Source organism: Robertmurraya mangrovi, from assembly GCF_034427655.1.
Lineage (GTDB): Bacteria > Bacillota > Bacilli > Bacillales > Cytobacillaceae > Robertmurraya_A > Robertmurraya_A mangrovi.
In genome coordinates, this window is sequence record NZ_JAXOFX010000021.1 from 54,798 (window position 1) to 71,790 (window position 16,993).

A 16,993-nucleotide genomic window follows, 5' to 3' on the forward strand; every position below is an offset into this window, starting at 1 on the left:
TGTAGGGGATGTTTTTTTGTTGTCATAAAGCTTAACCAACTAAAAAACATCACCAACCGCAAAAGCCTATTTTCATAGGCAAATACTAGGAGGCTATTAAAATGAAAAAGTTTTACTCAGTTTTATTTTTAGTGTTACTTTCGCTAGGAGTTCTAGCTGGCTGTGGGGAAACTAAAGAAATTAAAGAAGAGAGTAAGCCAGCTACAGAAGAAAAGGTAGAGGCTGAATTTCCAGTTACGATTAAAGATGCTCTAGACAATGATGTAGTGATAGAGGCTAAACCAGAAAAGATTGTATCATTAATCCCAAGTAATACCGAAATTGCTTTTGCCCTAGGCTTAAATAAAGAAATTGTAGGAGTCTCCGATTTCGATAATTATCCTGAAGAAGCAACAACAAAAGAGAAAATTGGTGGAATGGAATTTAATTTAGAAAAAATTATTTCCTTAAATCCTGATTTAGTATTAGCACATGCTTCAAGCGCACATAATTCTACAGAAGGACTTCAGCAATTAAGAGATGCTGGAATTACAGTCTTTGTTGTACAAAATGCTGCAAACTTTGATGAAGTGTATGAAACGATCCAAGTAATTGGCACAGTAACTGGTGAGAAAGAAGAAGCGGAGAAAATTGTTGCTAATATGAAAGCAAAGATAGATGAAATCAAAACAAAAGCTGCTTCCATTAAAGAAAAGAAAGTCGTTTTTGTAGAAGTTTCTCCAGCTCCGGATATTTACACTCCAGGAAAAAATACGTTTATGGATGAAATGCTAACGATGGTAGGCGCAGAAAATGCAGCTAGTGACCTTGAAGGTTGGGTAAAAATTGACCAAGAAGCTATGATTGAGCGCAACCCGGATGTCGTTCTTACAACTTATGGTTATTACTCCGAGGATCCAGTTGGTCAAGTATTGAGTCGTGAGGGTTGGGGAAATGTAACAGCTGTAAAAGAAAAACAAATTTTTGATGTAGATTCTGACATGACAAGTCGCTCAGGTCCAAGACTTGTAGAAGGAGTAGAGGCAATTGCAAAGGCAGTTTACCCAGAAGTATTTAAATAAAAAGCTTATTGCTTACTTCGTTGCGGGAGCGTTTCTTTGTTTTGCTATGCTTCTAGGAATATCAATTGGGACGGTATCTGTTCCAATACTTAGTATTGTACAAATAATAGGATCAAAAGTGTTTCCGTTTATATCTGTTAATCAGATTGATCAAATGCACACAAATATAGTGATGAACATACGTTTGCCCCGTGTTATATTAGCGGGTCTTGTAGGGGCGGCTCTCGCAATAGCGGGGGCGGCCTTTCAAGGTCTATTAAGGAATCCACTTGCAGACCCCTACACATTAGGGGTTTCATCAGGCGCCTCTGTAGGTGCCGTCTTAACACTGTTTTTTCAAATTTCTATCCCATTTGTCGGTTCCTTTACCTTACCATTATTAAGTATATTATTTTCATTTCTTACTATTTTTGTTGTACTGACATTTGCGCAAAAAATTGAGCGTTCCATGAGGGTGGAAACGATTATATTAACAGGAATTATATTTAGTTCGTTTTTAGGTGCACTTATCTCTCTAATGATTGCGTTAACTGGTGATGAATTAAGACAAATTATTAACTGGCTATTAGGAAGTGTGTCCATGCGTGGGTGGGCATACATTAAAATTATTTTGCCTTTCTTTATTTTAGGATCTTTTATCTTAATGTTAAATGGCAGAGAGCTAAATGCGATGTCATTTGGAGAAGAGAGGGCACACCATTTAGGAGTAAACGTTCAGAGAAGAAAAATGATTATACTAACGGCAGGTTCTATTTTAACCGGTGCTGCCGTTGCAGTTTCTGGAACGATTGGTTTTGTTGGCCTAGTTATTCCTCACCTTTCTCGTTTACTTTGGGGACCGGATCATAAGCATCTACTCCCGTTATCGATACTAACGGGAAGTGCCTTTCTTATATTAGCAGACCTTGTATCGAGAACCATCATTGCGCCGACCGAGCTTCCGATAGGAGTCATTACTGCTCTAATAGGTGCCCCTGTTTTTGCAATGATTTTATTACAAAGAAAACGAGCAGAAAGAAGTGGTTCGTAGATGCTGAATGTTCAACAAGTGTGTGGAGGTTATACAGGAGAGTCCATACTACGGAATATATCATTTGAAGTAGGAAAAGGAGAACTCTTCGGTATCCTAGGACCAAACGGGAGCGGGAAAACCACTTTATTGAAAATGATTAGCGGAATTCTTCCTATTCAAGAAGGTAGCATATCGGTAAATGGTCAATTGCTATCTAAATTTACACCAAAACAACTAGCTAAAATGGTAGCCGTTTTGCCACAGCATTCTTCTCAAGCCTTTTCTTATACAGTAAAAGAAACGGTCTCACTTGGTCGATATGCCCATCTAGATGGCTGGTTTCAAGGATGGTCAAAAGAGGATGAGAGAATCGTCCAGCAGGTGATGGTACAAACGGGTGTAGCCGATTTTTCCCATCGTGATATTCAGCAGCTGTCTGGAGGCGAGAGACAAAGAGTCTATCTTGCGCAAGCTTTAGCCCAAGAGCCTGAAATCTTATTGCTAGATGAACCAACGAATCATTTAGATTTATCTTATCAAAAGGAATTACTAGATTTATTAAAGAAATGGACAAACGAACGTAGTTTAACGGTCATATCCATATTTCACGATTTGAATTTGGCAGGGCTTTATTGTGACCAATTACTTTTACTAAATGAAGGGGCCATTAATAAACGTGGTACCCCTAATGAAGTATTGAAAGAAGAACGAATTAAAGAAGTTTATCAAACTGAAATCAAAAAGCATCCACATCCTAAAGTACCTGTTCCGCAAATGGTTCTTCTTCCAGAATGGCAGAATGAGCTCGAGAAAAAAGATCCTATAATCAACCCCAACATGCTTAGCCTTAGTAAGGACCACATTGTATTACAGTCATCAGTCCCTTTAAGAACGATGTCTTCAGGAGTAGTTGGTGCTGGGATGGGTTGGTACGAAACTTTTATTAACCGTCATGTGGACAAAAATTATGATTGTAGCGATCATCGAAAAGAAATGGCTGAGTATATAAGATCTCATGGATTTGATCCTAACGAGTCAGTAGGAATGATGACAGCCGTTCGACTGGAAGATGTATCGTATCGTTTATATACAGAAAAAGATTTTTCAGTATTTGTGGTTGTGACAGCGGGAGTAGGGAATGCTGTTGATGCTTCTAAAAGTGATTCTCATTCATTTGAAATGGTTCCAGGGACCATTAATACATGGGTATTTATCAATGGAAATATTACAGAGGAAGCTTTTATACAAGGGATTATGACGGCCACAGAAGCAAAAGTGAAATCTCTCCAAGACCAAATGGTAATAGACCGGATGACCGGTACATTAGCAACAGGGACATCTACGGACAGTATCCTAATTGCGGCTACACAAAGTGGAAAAAGCTTAGAATTTGCAGGAACCATCACACCTTTAGGGAAATTAATTAGTAAAGGTGTGTATGAATGTACAACAGAGGCAATTGGAAAATATGTAAAGAGGATTCAAGAATGATTACGTATCACTTATTAGCGATTAGCGTGGCTTATATCATAGACTCCATTATAGGTGATCCACCAACATGGCCCCATCCGGTTAGGTGGATCGGTTCTCTAATTTCAAAGCTAGAAAAGAAACTAAATAGCGGTTACTCAAAAAAGTTTAAAGGAGTTCTTATGCTCCTTTTTGTTTTAGTGACCGTTTTTCTAGTGGTTACTGCCATTACAGCAGCTTTTTATTCTATTCATCCTGTTCTAGGAGTTTTAGTAGAAGGATTAATCATTGCTACTACCATTGCTCAAAAGAGCTTGAAGGAGGCTGCCCTAGAAGTTTATCATCCATTGAAAAAGGGTGATATGAAGGAAGCAAGATTGAAGCTTTCCTATATTGTCGGAAGAGATACGGAAAAGCTTGATGAGAAAGAGGTTGTTAGAGGGACGGTAGAGACAGTAGCCGAAAATACAAGCGATGGTGTCACAGCTCCGTTATTTTGGGCATTGATTGGTGGAGCACCACTTGCCATGGTCTATCGATCAATCAATACATGTGATTCAATGGTTGGAAATATGAGCGAACGATACCGAGAATTTGGATGGGCATCAGCCAAACTCGACGATGTAGTCAATTGGATTCCTAGTCGAATCACGGGTGTACTAATGCTTCTTAGTACGAGGCCTGAGCAATCAAATTACAGAGCTGTGTGGACTCTTTTATTTCGTGATGCTAAAAGGCATCCAAGTCCGAATAGTGGTTGGGGAGAGGCGGCAGTTGCTGCTATATTAGGTATTCAGCTCGGAGGAATTAACTATTACAAAGGAGTAATATCCAACAGAGCCAAGATGGGAGATCCTATTGTGCCGTTAGCTAAGGATCATATTTTAAAAACAAATCAAATATTAACTCGAACCGTTTTACTATTTTTATTCACTTTATGGATTGGAGGGGTTTTGTTTGAAATGGCCATCTCATGGATCGAATCCTCAGTATTTATTTGAAGCCATGGGTCTTCCCTTACCCAAAAGGTATATCGACTTTAGCGCCAATATTAACCCTTTGGGGCCACCGGAATCATTAACAAAACAGTGGAATGAATTTATACATAAAATTAATGTTTATCCTGACCCATATTCTACTAGGCTAAAAGAAAATATTGCTGAGAAAGAAAACCTTCTATCCACTCAAGTTCTTATCGGTAATGGAGGGGCAGAGATAATTACACTTATAGCTAGAATGTTAACTGGGAAGAGAGTTCTTATTATTCAACCGACTTTTTCTGAGTATGAAAAAGCTTGTAAGGCCAATGGTTGTGAAGTCCGTTATCTTCAGGTGAACCATCAACAGGACTGGATGGTTGATTTAGAGTTGTTAAAAGAGGAATTAAGGACAGCTGATGCAATGTTCTTATGTAACCCCAATAATCCAACAGGTGTTGTTTATTCAAAGAGCCAGATTATAGATATCCTTAAACTATGTGACAAAAACGATTGCCAACTGATTTTAGATGAAGCTTTCTATGATTTTTTAGTAGATTACAAATCAATTACTAGTTTGATTAAGCAATATTCAAACTTAATCATCTTGCGTTCAATGACTAAAATGTTTTCCATACCAGGATTAAGACTTGGTTATGTGATGGCTACAGAGAGTGTAGTTGAACAAATCACTACTTATCAATCCCACTGGAGTGTAAACACCATTGCTATGCTAGCTGGGGAAGCATGCTTAGAGGATGAGGCATTTATCATTAATACACAGAATTACATTCAACGAGAGAGGAAGAGGTTATTTTCTTTTTTTGAAAAAGAAAATTTTATTGTGTCTCCATCACAGGTGAATTTTTATTTATTACGTGATGCAAAGACAGAAGATTCATTTCAACTATTTACTTTTTTACTTCAAAAAGGAATCATTCCAAGACACACCTTTAATTTTCCTGGATTAGAAGGAAGTTGGTTACGTTTTGCCATTAAGAGTACGGAAGAAAATGACCAGCTCATGGAGGTGCTTCAAGAGTGGCGAATACATCTAGACTAGTCTTTGTTACGGGCGGTGTAAGAAGTGGAAAAAGTAGTTTTGCAGAAAGGCTAGCGGAAATGGAATCAATCAGAACCGAGGGGTCTCTACATTATATAGCTACAGGAGTAAACTCTGATTCGGAGATGGCAAAAAGAATCGTTAGACATCAACAAGAAAGAACAAATAGCGAATTAGACTGGAATACATGGGAACAGTCCCATAATGTTGGAAACCTTGCGCCTAAATTTTCGAATAAAGACATCATCTTGTTGGATTGCTTAACAACCCTATTAAATAATGAATTTTTTACTCGTCATCAGGATTGGGATGAGAAGTTTCAATTAGAAGTACAAGACTGGATTTTAACGGGTATTGATCAATTGAGGGAGAAGTGTCACACACTTATTGTTGTAAGCAATGAATTATTACATGAAGGATTGCTTAATAATGATCTCGTTTTTATCTATGGTCGTTTAATTGGACGGTTACATCAGCAACTAGTAACTAACGCGGATCAAGCTTATTTAATTGAGTCGGGTATTCCAATCTTAATGAAGGGGGAGAGAAGATGAAGGGGGTTATGATACAAGGAACGGCATCGGATGTGGGAAAAAGTTTTATTGTCACTGCCTTATGCCGACTCTTTGTTAATGAAGGGTATAAAGTTACACCATTTAAGTCTCAAAACATGTCCAATAATTCTTACGTAACCCTTGATGGAAAAGAGATTGGAAGAGCTCAAGGAATTCAAGCAGAGGCGGCTAAAATAGAAGCGACCGTTTGGATGAATCCAATTCTCTTGAAACCAAGATCGAATTTACAGTCCGAAGTAGTTTATTTAGGAAAAGCGGAGCAAGTATTGTCTGGAGTAGGATATCGTGAAACTTTTTACGAAAAGGGACTTGCAGTGATTCAGTCTGCCTTAACAGAACTACAAAAAGAATTTGATGTCGTCATTATCGAAGGTGCCGGTAGTCCAGTAGAAATCAATTTAAAAGATAAAGAGCTTGTGAATATGAAAGTGGCAGAAATAGCTGATGTTCCGGTCATTCTTGTAGCTGATATTGACCGTGGAGGGGTATTCGCCAGTATTGTAGGGACTTTAGAGCTCTTAACTGAAGATGAGAGACGACGAGTGAAAGGGGTAATAATTAATAAATTCCGGGGAGATATCCATCTTTTTGAAGACGGCATAAGTTGGTTAGAAGAGAAAACTGGAATTCCTGTATTAGGAGTGCTTCCTTATATAGAAAATCATATGATTGATGGTGAAGATTCTTTATCCATTCAAAATAATGGTAAAAGTGAAGGGGCTGACCTAGACATCGCTGTCATCCAGTTACCTTTTATATCAAATTATAGTGATATAGAACCGTTTATGTTAGAAGAAGATGTCCGTGTGCGTTGGGTAAAAAACGCGGCGGAATTCGGAAATCCGGATGCTGTTATTATTCCTGGAACGAAGAGTACGATAAAGGATTTACAGTACATAAAACAAAACGGCCTGGTCGATAGGATTTATCATCATATTGAGAAAGCTAAACCAATCATTGGAATATGTGGTGGATTTCAAATGTTAGGGAAGGAACTGATTGATGAAGCAGGGACAGACACCGGTACCCTTGATAGTCGAAAGAAGGGTTTAAATATCATTCCGGCAGTAACAACCTTTTATCAGCATAAAGAAACTGTCCGTACCAAAGGAAGGTTTCACCCTTCTACAAAACTTAGCTTAAAGCGAGAAGTAGAGGGTTATGAAGTTCATTTAGGTAGGACAGAAATTGAGAATGGCTGTTATTTTTTAGAGTTAGATAATGGCCAAGCGGAGGGGTATTACGATAAGGGTGGAAAAGTGATTGGTACGTATATCCATCACCTTTTTCATAATGATGAATTGAGAAATCATTGGCTGAATCAAATACGTGAAAGTAAGGGTCTGCCTCGAAGGAAAGTGCTTGAGACGGCTAGTTTAAAAGCACAAAAGTATGATGAGTTGGCTAACCATGTTATGAGCCATTTGAATTGGGAGCAAGTTTTATCAATTGTAAACGGGAGAAAACAAAATGAAGTGGATTAAAGGGTTTTTAATTAATCTACAATTTTTTACTAGTATCCCAATTCCTATTGCACTCCCAATGGATCAAGGTCATTTAAGGCATGCGATCAAAACTTTTCCCATATTAGGTTTGTTTCAAGGATTACTATACGCCTTAATATTATTTTTACTTACGGAATGGTCACCCTTTTCAGCTTTGGCAATCGCTTTCCTTCTTTGGTTGCTCACAATAGTAATAACTGGAGGAATTCATCTAGATGGCTGGATGGATGCGAGTGATGCTTATTTTTCCTATCAAAGTACTGAAAAACGATTAGAAATCATGAGTGATCCGAGGACGGGTGCTTTCGGTGTACTTTCGGTCTTAGTATTGTTAAGCTCTCGTTTTTTGTTCATCTACGAGATTATTGAAAGGGTCAATCTTGTTTCCTATTTATTGATTGCGCTCATCCCGTTTTTTAGTAAATTAGTGATGGGGATGCTTCTGTTAACGGTTCCTTCAGCTAAAGATAAGGGATTGGCAATCATGTTTCAACAAGCTGCAAAGCCTAGCTCTCTAGCAGCGTATCCTTTCTATATCGTCATATGCATTGCTCTACTCACATTTCTAGATCTCTATTTAATTGTTCTAGCGCTCATTCTTAATCTGGTTGCGTTAGGGTGTTACTTTGTTATTCGTGCTAAAGTTCGAAGATGGTTTGGTGGAATCACAGGAGATGTAGTAGGAGCTTCTGTAGAAGGGACGGAGATATTGCTATGGATGACCGTGTGGTTATTACACTATTTCGTCATGGGCTAACAGAAGCAAACAGGAGAAAGGAATATTTGGGGTGGACGGACTCACCTTTATGTTTTTCTCATAGTCCATCAAATATGGATTACTATGAATTATATTTTTCAAGCGATTTAAATAGATGTATAGCAACCTTAAAGAAATATGCTCCAGATGTTAAACCCCATCTATTAACGGAGTTTCGAGAAATGAACTTTGGGGTTTTTGAAGGAAAAACTTATGAACAACTTAAAGACTGTGAAGATTACCAGAAATGGATAGCCTGGCCTTTTAAACATACTCCTCCTAATGGTGAGGCGTTTGAAGATTTTTCAATCAGGATTGAGGATGGATGGCAAAAGGTCATTAATACTATTGAAAAAAAACAGGCTCGAAAGACATTAATTATGACACACGGTGGAGTGATTCGTTACTTATTAACCACATACGCTCCTAATAAACGAGAGTTCTGGGATTGGTCTGTTTCTCATGAGATGGGGTATGAGCTTATTTTCGATAGAGATGGTTTAAGGAGGGGAGAGCGGTGCACTTTGTTACGGGAGGTGCCTTTAACGGCAAACGAGCATGGGTAAAGAATTTATTGAATAACGAATGTCACTGGATTTCCTCCTATCAAGGAGAAGAATTTCCAAACCCTACAACCTTTAAAGGAAAGGTCGTTTTAGAGGGAATGGAGCAATGGACGAAAAAGTATTCTCGGGAACATTGGCGAGAAAATTTAAAACAATGGTTAGTATGGGAAAAGGAATCAGCTGATAGACAAGTCATTGTGATTGGAACAGATATCATGAAAGGAATTGTTCCAATGGAAAAAGAACATAGAAACTGGCGTGATTTAACAGGCTGGGTCTATCAGGATATTGTAAGTCTTTCAAGTAGAGTAGATATTATTTGGTATGGAATCAATCAAACAATTAAGGAGGAAGAATTATGAGAATTTATACAAGAACAGGGGATAAAGGACAGACAAGTATTATTGGAGGAAGAGTGGATAAAGATGATGTACGTGTAGAAGCGTATGGAACGGTAGATGAAGTCAATTGCTTTGTTGGCCAAGCCATTACAGAACTTGATACAGAGCTTTTTAAAGATGTGTTAGAAGACTTAGAGAAAATACAGCATGAGTTATTTGATTGTGGTGGCGACTTAGCAAATGTGATGAAAAACAGAGAACCGAAGCTGACAGAAGAAGCGGTTACTTACTTAGAATGTAAGATTGATGAATTTATTAAGGAAGCACCGGAATTAGAGCGCTTTATTTTACCAGGGGGAACAAAACCGTCAGCTTCTATTCATATTGCTCGAACGGTTACTCGTCGTGCAGAACGCTTAGTTGTGACATTAGTTAAAGAAGACCCGACAGTCCCTGTAGTATGTAGGCAATATTTAAACCGCTTATCAGATTACTTCTTTGCTCTTGCAAGAGTGATTAACTTCCGTTTGAACGTAAAGGATGTTGAGTATGTAAGAAGTGCAAAAGTGTTTAGAGAGGGAAAACGCAAGGAGGACTAATCAAATGAAAGTAAAAACATTAAGTCTACTTGCACTTTTTATTGCTCTAGCTGTTGTTGGTGCAGCGATCAAAGTTCCGGCAGTTGTGGGAAGTGTTGCTTTAGATACTTTTCCAGCTTTACTTGCTACCGTTCTTATAGGTAGTGGGGCTGGGGCTATTGTTGCAGCGGGAGGACATTTAATATCTGCTCTTTTTGGTGGAATGCCACTCGGGCCTATGCACTTTTTAGTTGCACTTGAGATGTCCTTGATCGTATTTTTCTTTGGAGCACTTTATCGTAAGGGTAAAAAATATATGGCAGCTATTTGGTTTGTTTTAAGTAATACGTTATTGGCACCTTTGCCTTTTTTATTTTTAATGGGTATGGGCTTTTACATGGCGATTGTTCCATCCATTCTTATAGGTTCTTTGATTAATATAGTTGTTTCGTTCCTTCTCATTCCTAGAGTAGCACAATTTTTTGTACCATCCCTATTAGAAGGGACAATGAAATCATGAGAAATGTCGTAACGGTTCCGCTAAATGAGGGTGAGTGTTTAGTTATTGCAAGTGATAACTCTGGTGGTGTCGGTATAAAAGAGTTAGATAGCGTCCAAGTAAGTTATGAAATCGTTTCTTATTATTCTTTTCGTGTGGCCGTTATGGATTGCATAGCTGCTGGTGCGATGCCTATTTCGGTTGTTTTGCATAATTTTTGTGGTAATGATTACTGGGATATACTTGTGAGTGGTGTGAAAAAGGGGCTAGCTGAAATTAACTTAGCTCACCTTACCGTTACAGGAAGTACGGAGAGTAATTTTTCCATGAGGCAATCTGCTGTAGGTATTGTGGTTATTGGTAGAAAAGTGATGGAGAAGAGTGAAATCTCCCTGGAGAATAATATGAAAGTAGCTGTCATTGGTCGTCCACTTGTCGGCGAGGAAGTAATCACTCATGGTAGTGAGGTAGCACCATTAAGTTTATTCAAGGAGATTGCTGACCTAGAGGATGTTAGACTCTGGCCGGTTGGTTCTAAAGGGATCTTATATGAGATTAAACGTATGTTTGGCGGGGGATTTCAAAAAGTCAATACCGATTTAAATTTAAAAGTGTCATCAGGCCCTTCCACCTGTTTTATTGTTGCCTATGACGAAAAAATAGAATTGAGTATAAAACAACTTTCTGGGGAGCTATTTCATCCTGTCTCACTTAATTAAAGAGTAATTGTAAGAATAAGCAAGGAATTGAATGGAATCAACGAAATTACCAAGTTTTAAAGACTGGACTATAACGAGTGTAGAACTCTCCTAATGATGGGGAGTTTTTTTATCGTTTAGGAAAGACCGAGGCGCTTGCGCTTTTGTTCGTACCAGTAGAAATCATTTAAAACAAAGGGTAATTATATGCGGAATTAGAACTTTTTTGATAAGCTATTGTGTATTGTAGAAAAATAGTTTAGACATCATCCTTTCAAAACTAAAAACTAACAATAAATTAAACGGTAGGAAAAGTGAGGAAAGTTGCGATGCCATGGATTTACTTATTTATAGCAGGGTTGAGTGAAATTGGTTGGGCATTTGGATTAAAATACTCGAAAGGATTCACAGAACCTGTGCCAAGTGTTATTACGCTCGTTCTAATCATATTTAGCTTTATTTTATTTTCAAAATCCTTAAATGAAATCCCAATAGGTACAGCTTATGCGGTGTTTACAGGTATTGGTGCAGCAGGTACGGTGCTTATAGGTATGTTGTTCTTAAATGAAGAAGGCGGATTAATAAAGGTATTATTATTAGTTCTATTAATAGGTGGAATTATTGGACTAAAAGCAACATCGAAGGATGAAGTAGAAACGGTAAAGGAGAACTAGCATGGCCTGGATATTTTTAATCATCGCTGGTTTTGGAGAAATCGGTTTTGTGATTTTCATGAAATTATCTGAAGGATTTACTCGTCATAAATATACCCTATTATCTGTGGTTTCAGGAATGTTTAGTTTCTACTTCCTATCTAAAGCTCTATTAACGATACCCATTGGAACAGGTTATAGTATATGGACAGGAATTGGAGCGGCAGGAAGTGTTATTGTTGGCATGTTGTTCTTCAAAGAATCAAAAAATTGGTTAAGAATCGTCTTTATCTCAATGATTATTTTAAGTGTCGTTGGTTTGAAGGTAATTAGTTAAATCGAAAAGAGGCAAGCCTTGGAGGTGAGCCTCTTTTTCCATTTTGAAAAGAGTATACAAATAGAGGAATTTATCGATTTTTATCGAAAGATTGTTTATGAAAATATTTACAAAACACGATTGGAGATATTATGGACTATCAAATTGTTACTTTGAAAGAGCAGCCTGAATTGGAAAAAGAACTAGGTAGACTACATGAAATCGGTTGGCCAACTTTTATGAGGATGGACCCTGTCGCCGATTTGTATTGGGATCGAATGTTGACAAATTATCCAGAACTTCAATTTTTCTTATTAGAAGGAGATCGAATTCTAGCTTGCGGACATGCAATAGGCTTTGAATGGGATGGTGAAATTGCTAATCTCCCTGAAGGTTGGGATGGCGTAATAGAGAAAGGTGTACTGGATAAAGAAGCAAACAAGAACATTAACGCTGTTTCGGCAATCTCTATTGTAATAGACCCTGCCCACCAAGGAAAAGGGTTAAGTGAAATAATGGTGCGTGCGATGAAGGGGCTAGCAAAGAACGCTGGTCTAACACAAATGGTAGCCCCTGTGCGACCTTCAATGAAACCGAAATATCCATTACTACCAATTGAATCTTATGCCTATTTAATTAGAGAAGATGGTCAACCGTTTGATCCTTGGATTCGTGTACATTGTAAAACAGGAGCTGAAATTGTTGCTATTGCCCATCAGTCGATGATTGTAGAAGCAGAGATTGCTGATTGGGAGAAGTGGACTGGTATGAAGCTACCTTTAACAGGAGAGTATGTGATACCAGGAGCCCTTGTTCCTTTAGTTGTTAATATAGAAGAAAACAAGGCTGTTTATGTCGAACCAAATGTTTGGTTAAGACATCATTTATAATGAATTTATTTAAAGTAGAAAAGCATCAATTACAAAGTCAATATGAAATGGTTGAGGTGAACGGTAAATGAAGCTTAGTATGGGTTATGTCATTTTATATGTACAGGACTTGGAAAAAACTAAATACTTTTATGGTGAACTGTTGGGATTTTCTCTTAGAGGAGAATATGGTACATACATAGAATATGACACGGGTTCTACCATTCTCTCCATGAACACGAGAGAAGGAGGGCGGGAAGTAACCAATCTACCTATTCCAGATGACTCTAGAAAAGAACAGACTTTTGAACTTGGATTTGTGACGCAGGAAGTAGAGAAAGTGGTAGAAAAACTCCGAATAGCAGGAGTTCCTGTCTTAATGGAGCCAAGAGAAAAACCTTGGGGTCAAAAAGTTGCTTATGTTGAAGATCCAGATGGTCATTATATTGAGATATGTTCACCTATGGGCTAGGTTAAATTGTTAAAGGAGACAGTGTGAGAACACTGTTTCTTTTTGTTTTAAAATATTATTTTAGGCATGACAATTAAAGGAGTAAATGAAAGGAGAAATGAGATAAAGAGAGTATGTATCTTAAACAAACGCTTTCATTTTGGGTTGTAAAAATCTGTAGATGTGATATGATTCAATATGTTTTCATCGGCCCGACTTTGATGAGAGTTCAAAGTCAGAATTAAAAATGAATATATAAGGGGTGTTTTTTTGAGAGTACTTACAACTAAAGAACAGTGGTTTGGAAACATTAGGGGTGATGTATTAGCGGGCATTTTAGTTGCGCTTGCTTTAATTCCTGAAGCGATTGCCTTTTCCATTATTGCAGGGGTAGATCCAATGGTCGGATTATACGCTTCTTTTTGTATTGCGGTGACTATTGCCTTTGTTGGAGGGAGACCAGGGATGATCTCAGCTGCAACAGGAGCAATGGCCTTATTAATGATTACTCTTGTGAAAGACCATGGTCTACAATATTTATTTGCTGCTACTATTTTGACGGGTGTTCTGCAAATCCTTTTTGGGACTCTAAAGATAGCTCGTTACATGAAGTTTATTCCTAGGTCTGTCATGATTGGTTTCGTTAATGCTCTAGCAATTCTAATTTTTATGGCTCAGCTAGAACAATTCGTAAGCGCAACTTGGGTGATGTACGCGATGGTTGCTGGTTCGTTAGCGATTATTTATATCTTTCCTAGAGTTACAAAAGCAGTCCCATCTCCGTTAGTTGCAATTATTGTTATTACTATTATTGCTATTATGACTAAAAGTGATGTAAGAACAGTAGGAGATATGGGGCAGTTAACATCTGTACTACCTGCTTTCTTCATTCCAGATGTTCCATTTAATTTTGAAACATTAAAAATTATTTTCCCTTATGCTTTAGGTTTATCCATTGTTGGTTTACTTGAGTCATTATTGACTGCTTCAATTGTTGATGATATGACAGACACAGCGAGTGATAAAAATAGAGAAAGCCGCGGGCAAGGGATTGCTAATATTGTTGCAGGACTATTCGGCGGGATGGCTGGATGTGCAATGATAGGTCAATCTGTTATCAATGTAAAATCAGGTGGACGTGGAAGACTTTCTGCACTAGTTGCTGGAGTATTTCTAATGTTCCTTATCCTAGTGTTAGGAACAATTGTTGTACAAATACCGATGGCTGCACTTGTGGGTGTTATGATTATGGTCTCTGTTGGAACATTTGATTGGTCCTCTATTAAAGGTTTAGCTAAAGCACCTTTAACAGATTCTATTGTAATGGTTGTTACAGTCATTACTGTCGTAGCAACACATAACCTAGCAATTGGAGTCTTTGCAGGTATTATTTTAAGTGCTATTTTCTTTGTTGCAAAAATTTCTAAGATACAAGTTCAGTCCCGTTTAGATGGAGACAAAAAAGTATATATAGTTAAAGGTCAAGTTTTCTTTGCTTCTGTTGATGAAATTATAGCAGCCTTTGACTTTAACGATAAAGTGAATGAGGTTGAAATTGATTTTACACATGCCCACGTCTGGGACGATTCAGCTGTAGCGGCAATTGACAAGATTGTCATTAAGCTTAGGGAAAATGGGACCCTAGTTCGCTTAGTTGGATTAAACGGTCCTAGTTCCAAGTTAATTGACCGGTTAGCTGTCCATAGAAAAGCTGGAGCCAAACTATCGGGACATTAAAAAGCGCGTTTCTAACGTGCTTTTTTCTACATAATAGTTAGAGGCTGAAATCCATAAAAGAGCAGAACATATTGAATGGTTTGTTATTACTATAACCTTAACAACTGGAAAGATCTCTTAATAGAGGTCTTTTCTTTTTTTGCTTTAAAAAAGAATAACTCTTTTCGATAGGCACAAAATATAGCTTACTATTCTAGTTAAGAAAGGGGATATGATGAAAACATTTAGAATTCTGCTTTCAGTAATTGTTCTATTCACTGGTATAGCTTCATTTCCTTATATGGGACATGCAGTTTCAGCAAGAGGTGCTATCTTAATGGAACAAGAATCAGGTAGGGTGCTGTTTGAGAAAAATGCTCATACCCCCATGAGGATAGCCAGTATTACGAAAATAATGACAGCTATTTTAGCAATCGAATCAGGTAAGTTGGACGAGTATGTCACCGTTAGTGAGAAGGCGTATCGTACAGAGGGATCATCTATATACATTCAACCAGGCGATAAGATTAAGCTTATTGATTTAACTTACGGCCTCATGCTCCGCTCGGGTAATGATGCAGCTGTTGCAATAGCAGAGCATGTGGGTGGAGATCTTGAGAACTTTGTTACTTTAATGAATAAAAAAGCAAAACAGATTGGGATGAAGAATACAACTTTTGCAAATCCCCATGGATTAGATGATCATGAAAACCATTATTCAACTGCATATGACATGGCTCTTTTAACGAGGTATGCGATGAATAATAAGGATTATGCTAAAATATCTTCTACAAAAAGCTATACTTGTAAGTCCTTAGATAGAGCAATGAATACTTGGCTAAATAAAAATAAATTGCTTAATATGTATCCATATTCCACGGGAGGGAAAACAGGCTACACAAAACGTGCGAAGAGAACCTTAGTTTCAACTGCTGAAAAAGAAAAGCTTAAGTTAATTGCAGTGACTATTAATGATAGAAATGATTGGCAAGATCATATGGCTCTTTTTAATCAAGCTTTTAATCAGTATGAGGCTGTAAAAATTATAGACAAAGAAAAACAAATAAATTACCTTAGTGTTATCTTTGGAAAAGTAGTCCCGAAAAGAGATATTATTTATCCTTTAAAGAAGGGCGAGAGACAGGAGATTTCAATTTCAATAAGTGTTGATTCTGATTTAAAGGAAAGAGAAGATTTTAAGAAACCTATTGGGAAAGTGAAAATTTCATTAAAGGATGAATTAATTGGAGAGAGCCCACTTATTTTAGTAGAACCATTTGAGACCTCTGAGAAAGAAGATAAGGATTGGTGGGAGAAAATAAAAAGCAAACTAAATATTAATTAAAGTAGACTTCTTGGAGGTCTACTTTTTTTGGGGGATTTTTCGGAAACCGTATTGACATCTATTTAATGAGGTAGTAATATAGTAAATCTCGCTGAGAAAAAGAAGTAATTAACTCTCCGGTGAGAAAAAAGATTCTTGACTTTATCAATATGGATTTGTTATTATATTAATTGTCGCTGAGATGACATGAAAGTTATTTCAGGATAACGATTGACAGCTTTGGGTTATACGTGATATGATAATCATCTTGCTTCAAACTAGTTCTTTGAAAACTAAACAAAACAGAAACGTCAACGTTTGAATTTTTATTTAAGAGCTAATCTTACTCTTTATTGGAGAGTTTGATCCTGGCTCAGGACGAACGCTGGCGGCGTGCCTAATACATGCAAGTCGAGCGAAGTTTTAAAAGCTTTTCTTTTGAAACTTAGCGGCGGACGGGTGAGTAACACGTGGGCAACCTGCCTGTAAGACTGGGATAACTTCGGGAAACCGGAGCTAATACCGGATAATATGTTTCTTCTCATGAAGGAACATTGAAAGA

The 16,993-nt window shown here is 37.6% G+C and carries 19 protein-coding genes and 1 rRNA gene; all 20 read left to right on the plus strand.

Features of this window, described 5'->3' with window-relative positions; all coding sequences use genetic code 11:
- Positions 1-101 precede the first annotated feature (101 nt).
- Complete coding sequence (locus SM124_RS21105; RefSeq protein ID WP_322448499.1) at positions 102-1,061, plus strand: ABC transporter substrate-binding protein; 960 nt, start codon at positions 102-104, stop codon at positions 1,059-1,061.
- Positions 1,027-2,091, plus strand: coding sequence for a FecCD family ABC transporter permease (locus SM124_RS21110; RefSeq protein WP_322448500.1), 1,065 nt, complete (start codon positions 1,027-1,029; stop codon positions 2,089-2,091). The genes SM124_RS21105 and SM124_RS21110 overlap by 35 nt, the downstream gene beginning before the upstream one ends.
- A complete protein-coding gene (locus SM124_RS21115; RefSeq protein WP_322448501.1) occupies positions 2,092-3,564 on the plus strand; it encodes a heme ABC transporter ATP-binding protein in 1,473 nt (490 codons plus the stop codon). It abuts the gene before it with no gap.
- Positions 3,561-4,544 carry an adenosylcobinamide-phosphate synthase CbiB gene (gene cbiB, locus SM124_RS21120; protein ID WP_322448502.1) on the plus strand — a complete coding sequence of 328 codons (984 nt, stop codon included), beginning with the start codon at positions 3,561-3,563 and terminating at the stop codon, positions 4,542-4,544. The genes SM124_RS21115 and cbiB overlap by 4 nt, the downstream gene beginning before the upstream one ends.
- Positions 4,501-5,583, plus strand: a complete 1,083-nt coding sequence (gene cobD / locus SM124_RS21125) for a threonine-phosphate decarboxylase CobD (protein ID WP_322448503.1) — start codon at positions 4,501-4,503, stop codon at positions 5,581-5,583. The genes cbiB and cobD overlap by 44 nt, the downstream gene beginning before the upstream one ends.
- Complete coding sequence (locus SM124_RS21130) at positions 5,562-6,137, plus strand: bifunctional adenosylcobinamide kinase/adenosylcobinamide-phosphate guanylyltransferase (protein ID WP_322448504.1); 576 nt, start codon at positions 5,562-5,564, stop codon at positions 6,135-6,137. Before cobD ends, SM124_RS21130 begins: the two co-directional genes overlap by 22 nt.
- Positions 6,134-7,642, plus strand: a complete 1,509-nt coding sequence (locus SM124_RS21135; protein ID WP_322448505.1) for a cobyric acid synthase — start codon at positions 6,134-6,136, stop codon at positions 7,640-7,642. Before SM124_RS21130 ends, SM124_RS21135 begins: the two co-directional genes overlap by 4 nt.
- Entirely contained in the window at positions 7,629-8,420 is a 792-nt protein-coding gene (gene cobS, locus SM124_RS21140) for an adenosylcobinamide-GDP ribazoletransferase (RefSeq protein ID WP_322448506.1), read from the plus strand. The genes SM124_RS21135 and cobS overlap by 14 nt, the downstream gene beginning before the upstream one ends.
- The gene (locus SM124_RS21145; RefSeq protein ID WP_322448507.1) at positions 8,378-8,986 is read left to right on the plus strand and encodes a histidine phosphatase family protein; all 609 of its coding nucleotides are present in this window, start codon (positions 8,378-8,380) and stop codon (positions 8,984-8,986) included. Before cobS ends, SM124_RS21145 begins: the two co-directional genes overlap by 43 nt.
- On the plus strand, positions 8,938-9,348 hold the full coding sequence (locus SM124_RS21150) for a bifunctional adenosylcobinamide kinase/adenosylcobinamide-phosphate guanylyltransferase (RefSeq protein WP_322448508.1): 411 nt from the start codon (positions 8,938-8,940) through the stop codon (positions 9,346-9,348). The genes SM124_RS21145 and SM124_RS21150 overlap by 49 nt, the downstream gene beginning before the upstream one ends.
- Complete coding sequence (locus SM124_RS21155; RefSeq protein WP_322448509.1) at positions 9,345-9,926, plus strand: cob(I)yrinic acid a,c-diamide adenosyltransferase; 582 nt, start codon at positions 9,345-9,347, stop codon at positions 9,924-9,926. The genes SM124_RS21150 and SM124_RS21155 overlap by 4 nt, the downstream gene beginning before the upstream one ends.
- A gap of 4 nt (positions 9,927-9,930) precedes the next feature.
- Positions 9,931-10,425, plus strand: coding sequence for an ECF transporter S component (locus SM124_RS21160; protein WP_322448510.1), 495 nt, complete (start codon positions 9,931-9,933; stop codon positions 10,423-10,425).
- Positions 10,422-11,123 carry an ATP-binding protein gene (locus tag SM124_RS21165; RefSeq protein WP_322448511.1) on the plus strand — a complete coding sequence of 234 codons (702 nt, stop codon included), beginning with the start codon at positions 10,422-10,424 and terminating at the stop codon, positions 11,121-11,123. The genes SM124_RS21160 and SM124_RS21165 overlap by 4 nt, the downstream gene beginning before the upstream one ends.
- A 308-nt stretch (positions 11,124-11,431) precedes the next feature.
- Positions 11,432-11,776: a DMT family transporter gene (locus SM124_RS21170; protein ID WP_322448512.1), complete on the plus strand. Its 345-nt coding sequence runs from the start codon at positions 11,432-11,434 to the stop codon at positions 11,774-11,776.
- Position 11,777: 1 nt separating this feature from the next.
- Positions 11,778-12,092, plus strand: a complete 315-nt coding sequence (locus tag SM124_RS21175; protein WP_322448513.1) for a DMT family transporter — start codon at positions 11,778-11,780, stop codon at positions 12,090-12,092.
- A gap of 131 nt (positions 12,093-12,223) precedes the next feature.
- Positions 12,224-12,961 (plus strand): GNAT family N-acetyltransferase, encoded by a 738-nt coding sequence (locus tag SM124_RS21180; protein WP_322448514.1) that lies wholly within the window; start codon positions 12,224-12,226, stop codon positions 12,959-12,961.
- Positions 12,962-13,028: 67 nt separating this feature from the next.
- A complete protein-coding gene (locus tag SM124_RS21185) occupies positions 13,029-13,412 on the plus strand; it encodes a VOC family protein (protein ID WP_322448515.1) in 384 nt (127 codons plus the stop codon).
- Between the two features lie 249 nt (positions 13,413-13,661).
- Positions 13,662-15,128: a SulP family inorganic anion transporter gene (locus SM124_RS21190; protein WP_322448516.1), complete on the plus strand. Its 1,467-nt coding sequence runs from the start codon at positions 13,662-13,664 to the stop codon at positions 15,126-15,128.
- Positions 15,129-15,342: 214 nt separating this feature from the next.
- Positions 15,343-16,452, plus strand: a complete 1,110-nt coding sequence (locus SM124_RS21195) for a D-alanyl-D-alanine carboxypeptidase family protein (protein WP_407691435.1) — start codon at positions 15,343-15,345, stop codon at positions 16,450-16,452.
- 329 nt (positions 16,453-16,781) lie between these two features.
- Positions 16,782-16,993: ribosomal RNA gene (locus tag SM124_RS21200) — 16S ribosomal RNA — on the plus strand; the annotation flags it as partial.

Bases quoted from the DNA above. Each gene is read 5' to 3' on its own strand.
- SM124_RS21105 (WP_322448499.1), top strand. From the start codon at position 102: ATGAAAAAGTTTTACTCAGTTTTATTTTTAGTGTTACTTTCGCTAGGA.
- SM124_RS21115 (WP_322448501.1), top strand. From the start codon at position 2,092: ATGCTGAATGTTCAACAAGTGTGTGGAGGTTATACAGGAGAGTCCATA.
- cbiB (WP_322448502.1), top strand. From the start codon at position 3,561: ATGATTACGTATCACTTATTAGCGATTAGCGTGGCTTATATCATAGAC.
- SM124_RS21135 (WP_322448505.1), top strand. From the start codon at position 6,134: ATGAAGGGGGTTATGATACAAGGAACGGCATCGGATGTGGGAAAAAGT.
- cobS (WP_322448506.1), top strand. From the start codon at position 7,629: ATGAAGTGGATTAAAGGGTTTTTAATTAATCTACAATTTTTTACTAGT.
- SM124_RS21145 (WP_322448507.1), top strand. From the start codon at position 8,378: ATGGATGACCGTGTGGTTATTACACTATTTCGTCATGGGCTAACAGAA.
- SM124_RS21155 (WP_322448509.1), top strand. From the start codon at position 9,345: ATGAGAATTTATACAAGAACAGGGGATAAAGGACAGACAAGTATTATT.
- SM124_RS21160 (WP_322448510.1), top strand. From the start codon at position 9,931: ATGAAAGTAAAAACATTAAGTCTACTTGCACTTTTTATTGCTCTAGCT.
- SM124_RS21165 (WP_322448511.1), top strand. From the start codon at position 10,422: ATGAGAAATGTCGTAACGGTTCCGCTAAATGAGGGTGAGTGTTTAGTT.
- SM124_RS21170 (WP_322448512.1), top strand. From the start codon at position 11,432: ATGCCATGGATTTACTTATTTATAGCAGGGTTGAGTGAAATTGGTTGG.
- SM124_RS21175 (WP_322448513.1), top strand. From the start codon at position 11,778: ATGGCCTGGATATTTTTAATCATCGCTGGTTTTGGAGAAATCGGTTTT.
- SM124_RS21180 (WP_322448514.1), top strand. From the start codon at position 12,224: ATGGACTATCAAATTGTTACTTTGAAAGAGCAGCCTGAATTGGAAAAA.
- SM124_RS21185 (WP_322448515.1), top strand. From the start codon at position 13,029: ATGAAGCTTAGTATGGGTTATGTCATTTTATATGTACAGGACTTGGAA.
- SM124_RS21195 (WP_407691435.1), top strand. From the start codon at position 15,343: ATGAAAACATTTAGAATTCTGCTTTCAGTAATTGTTCTATTCACTGGT.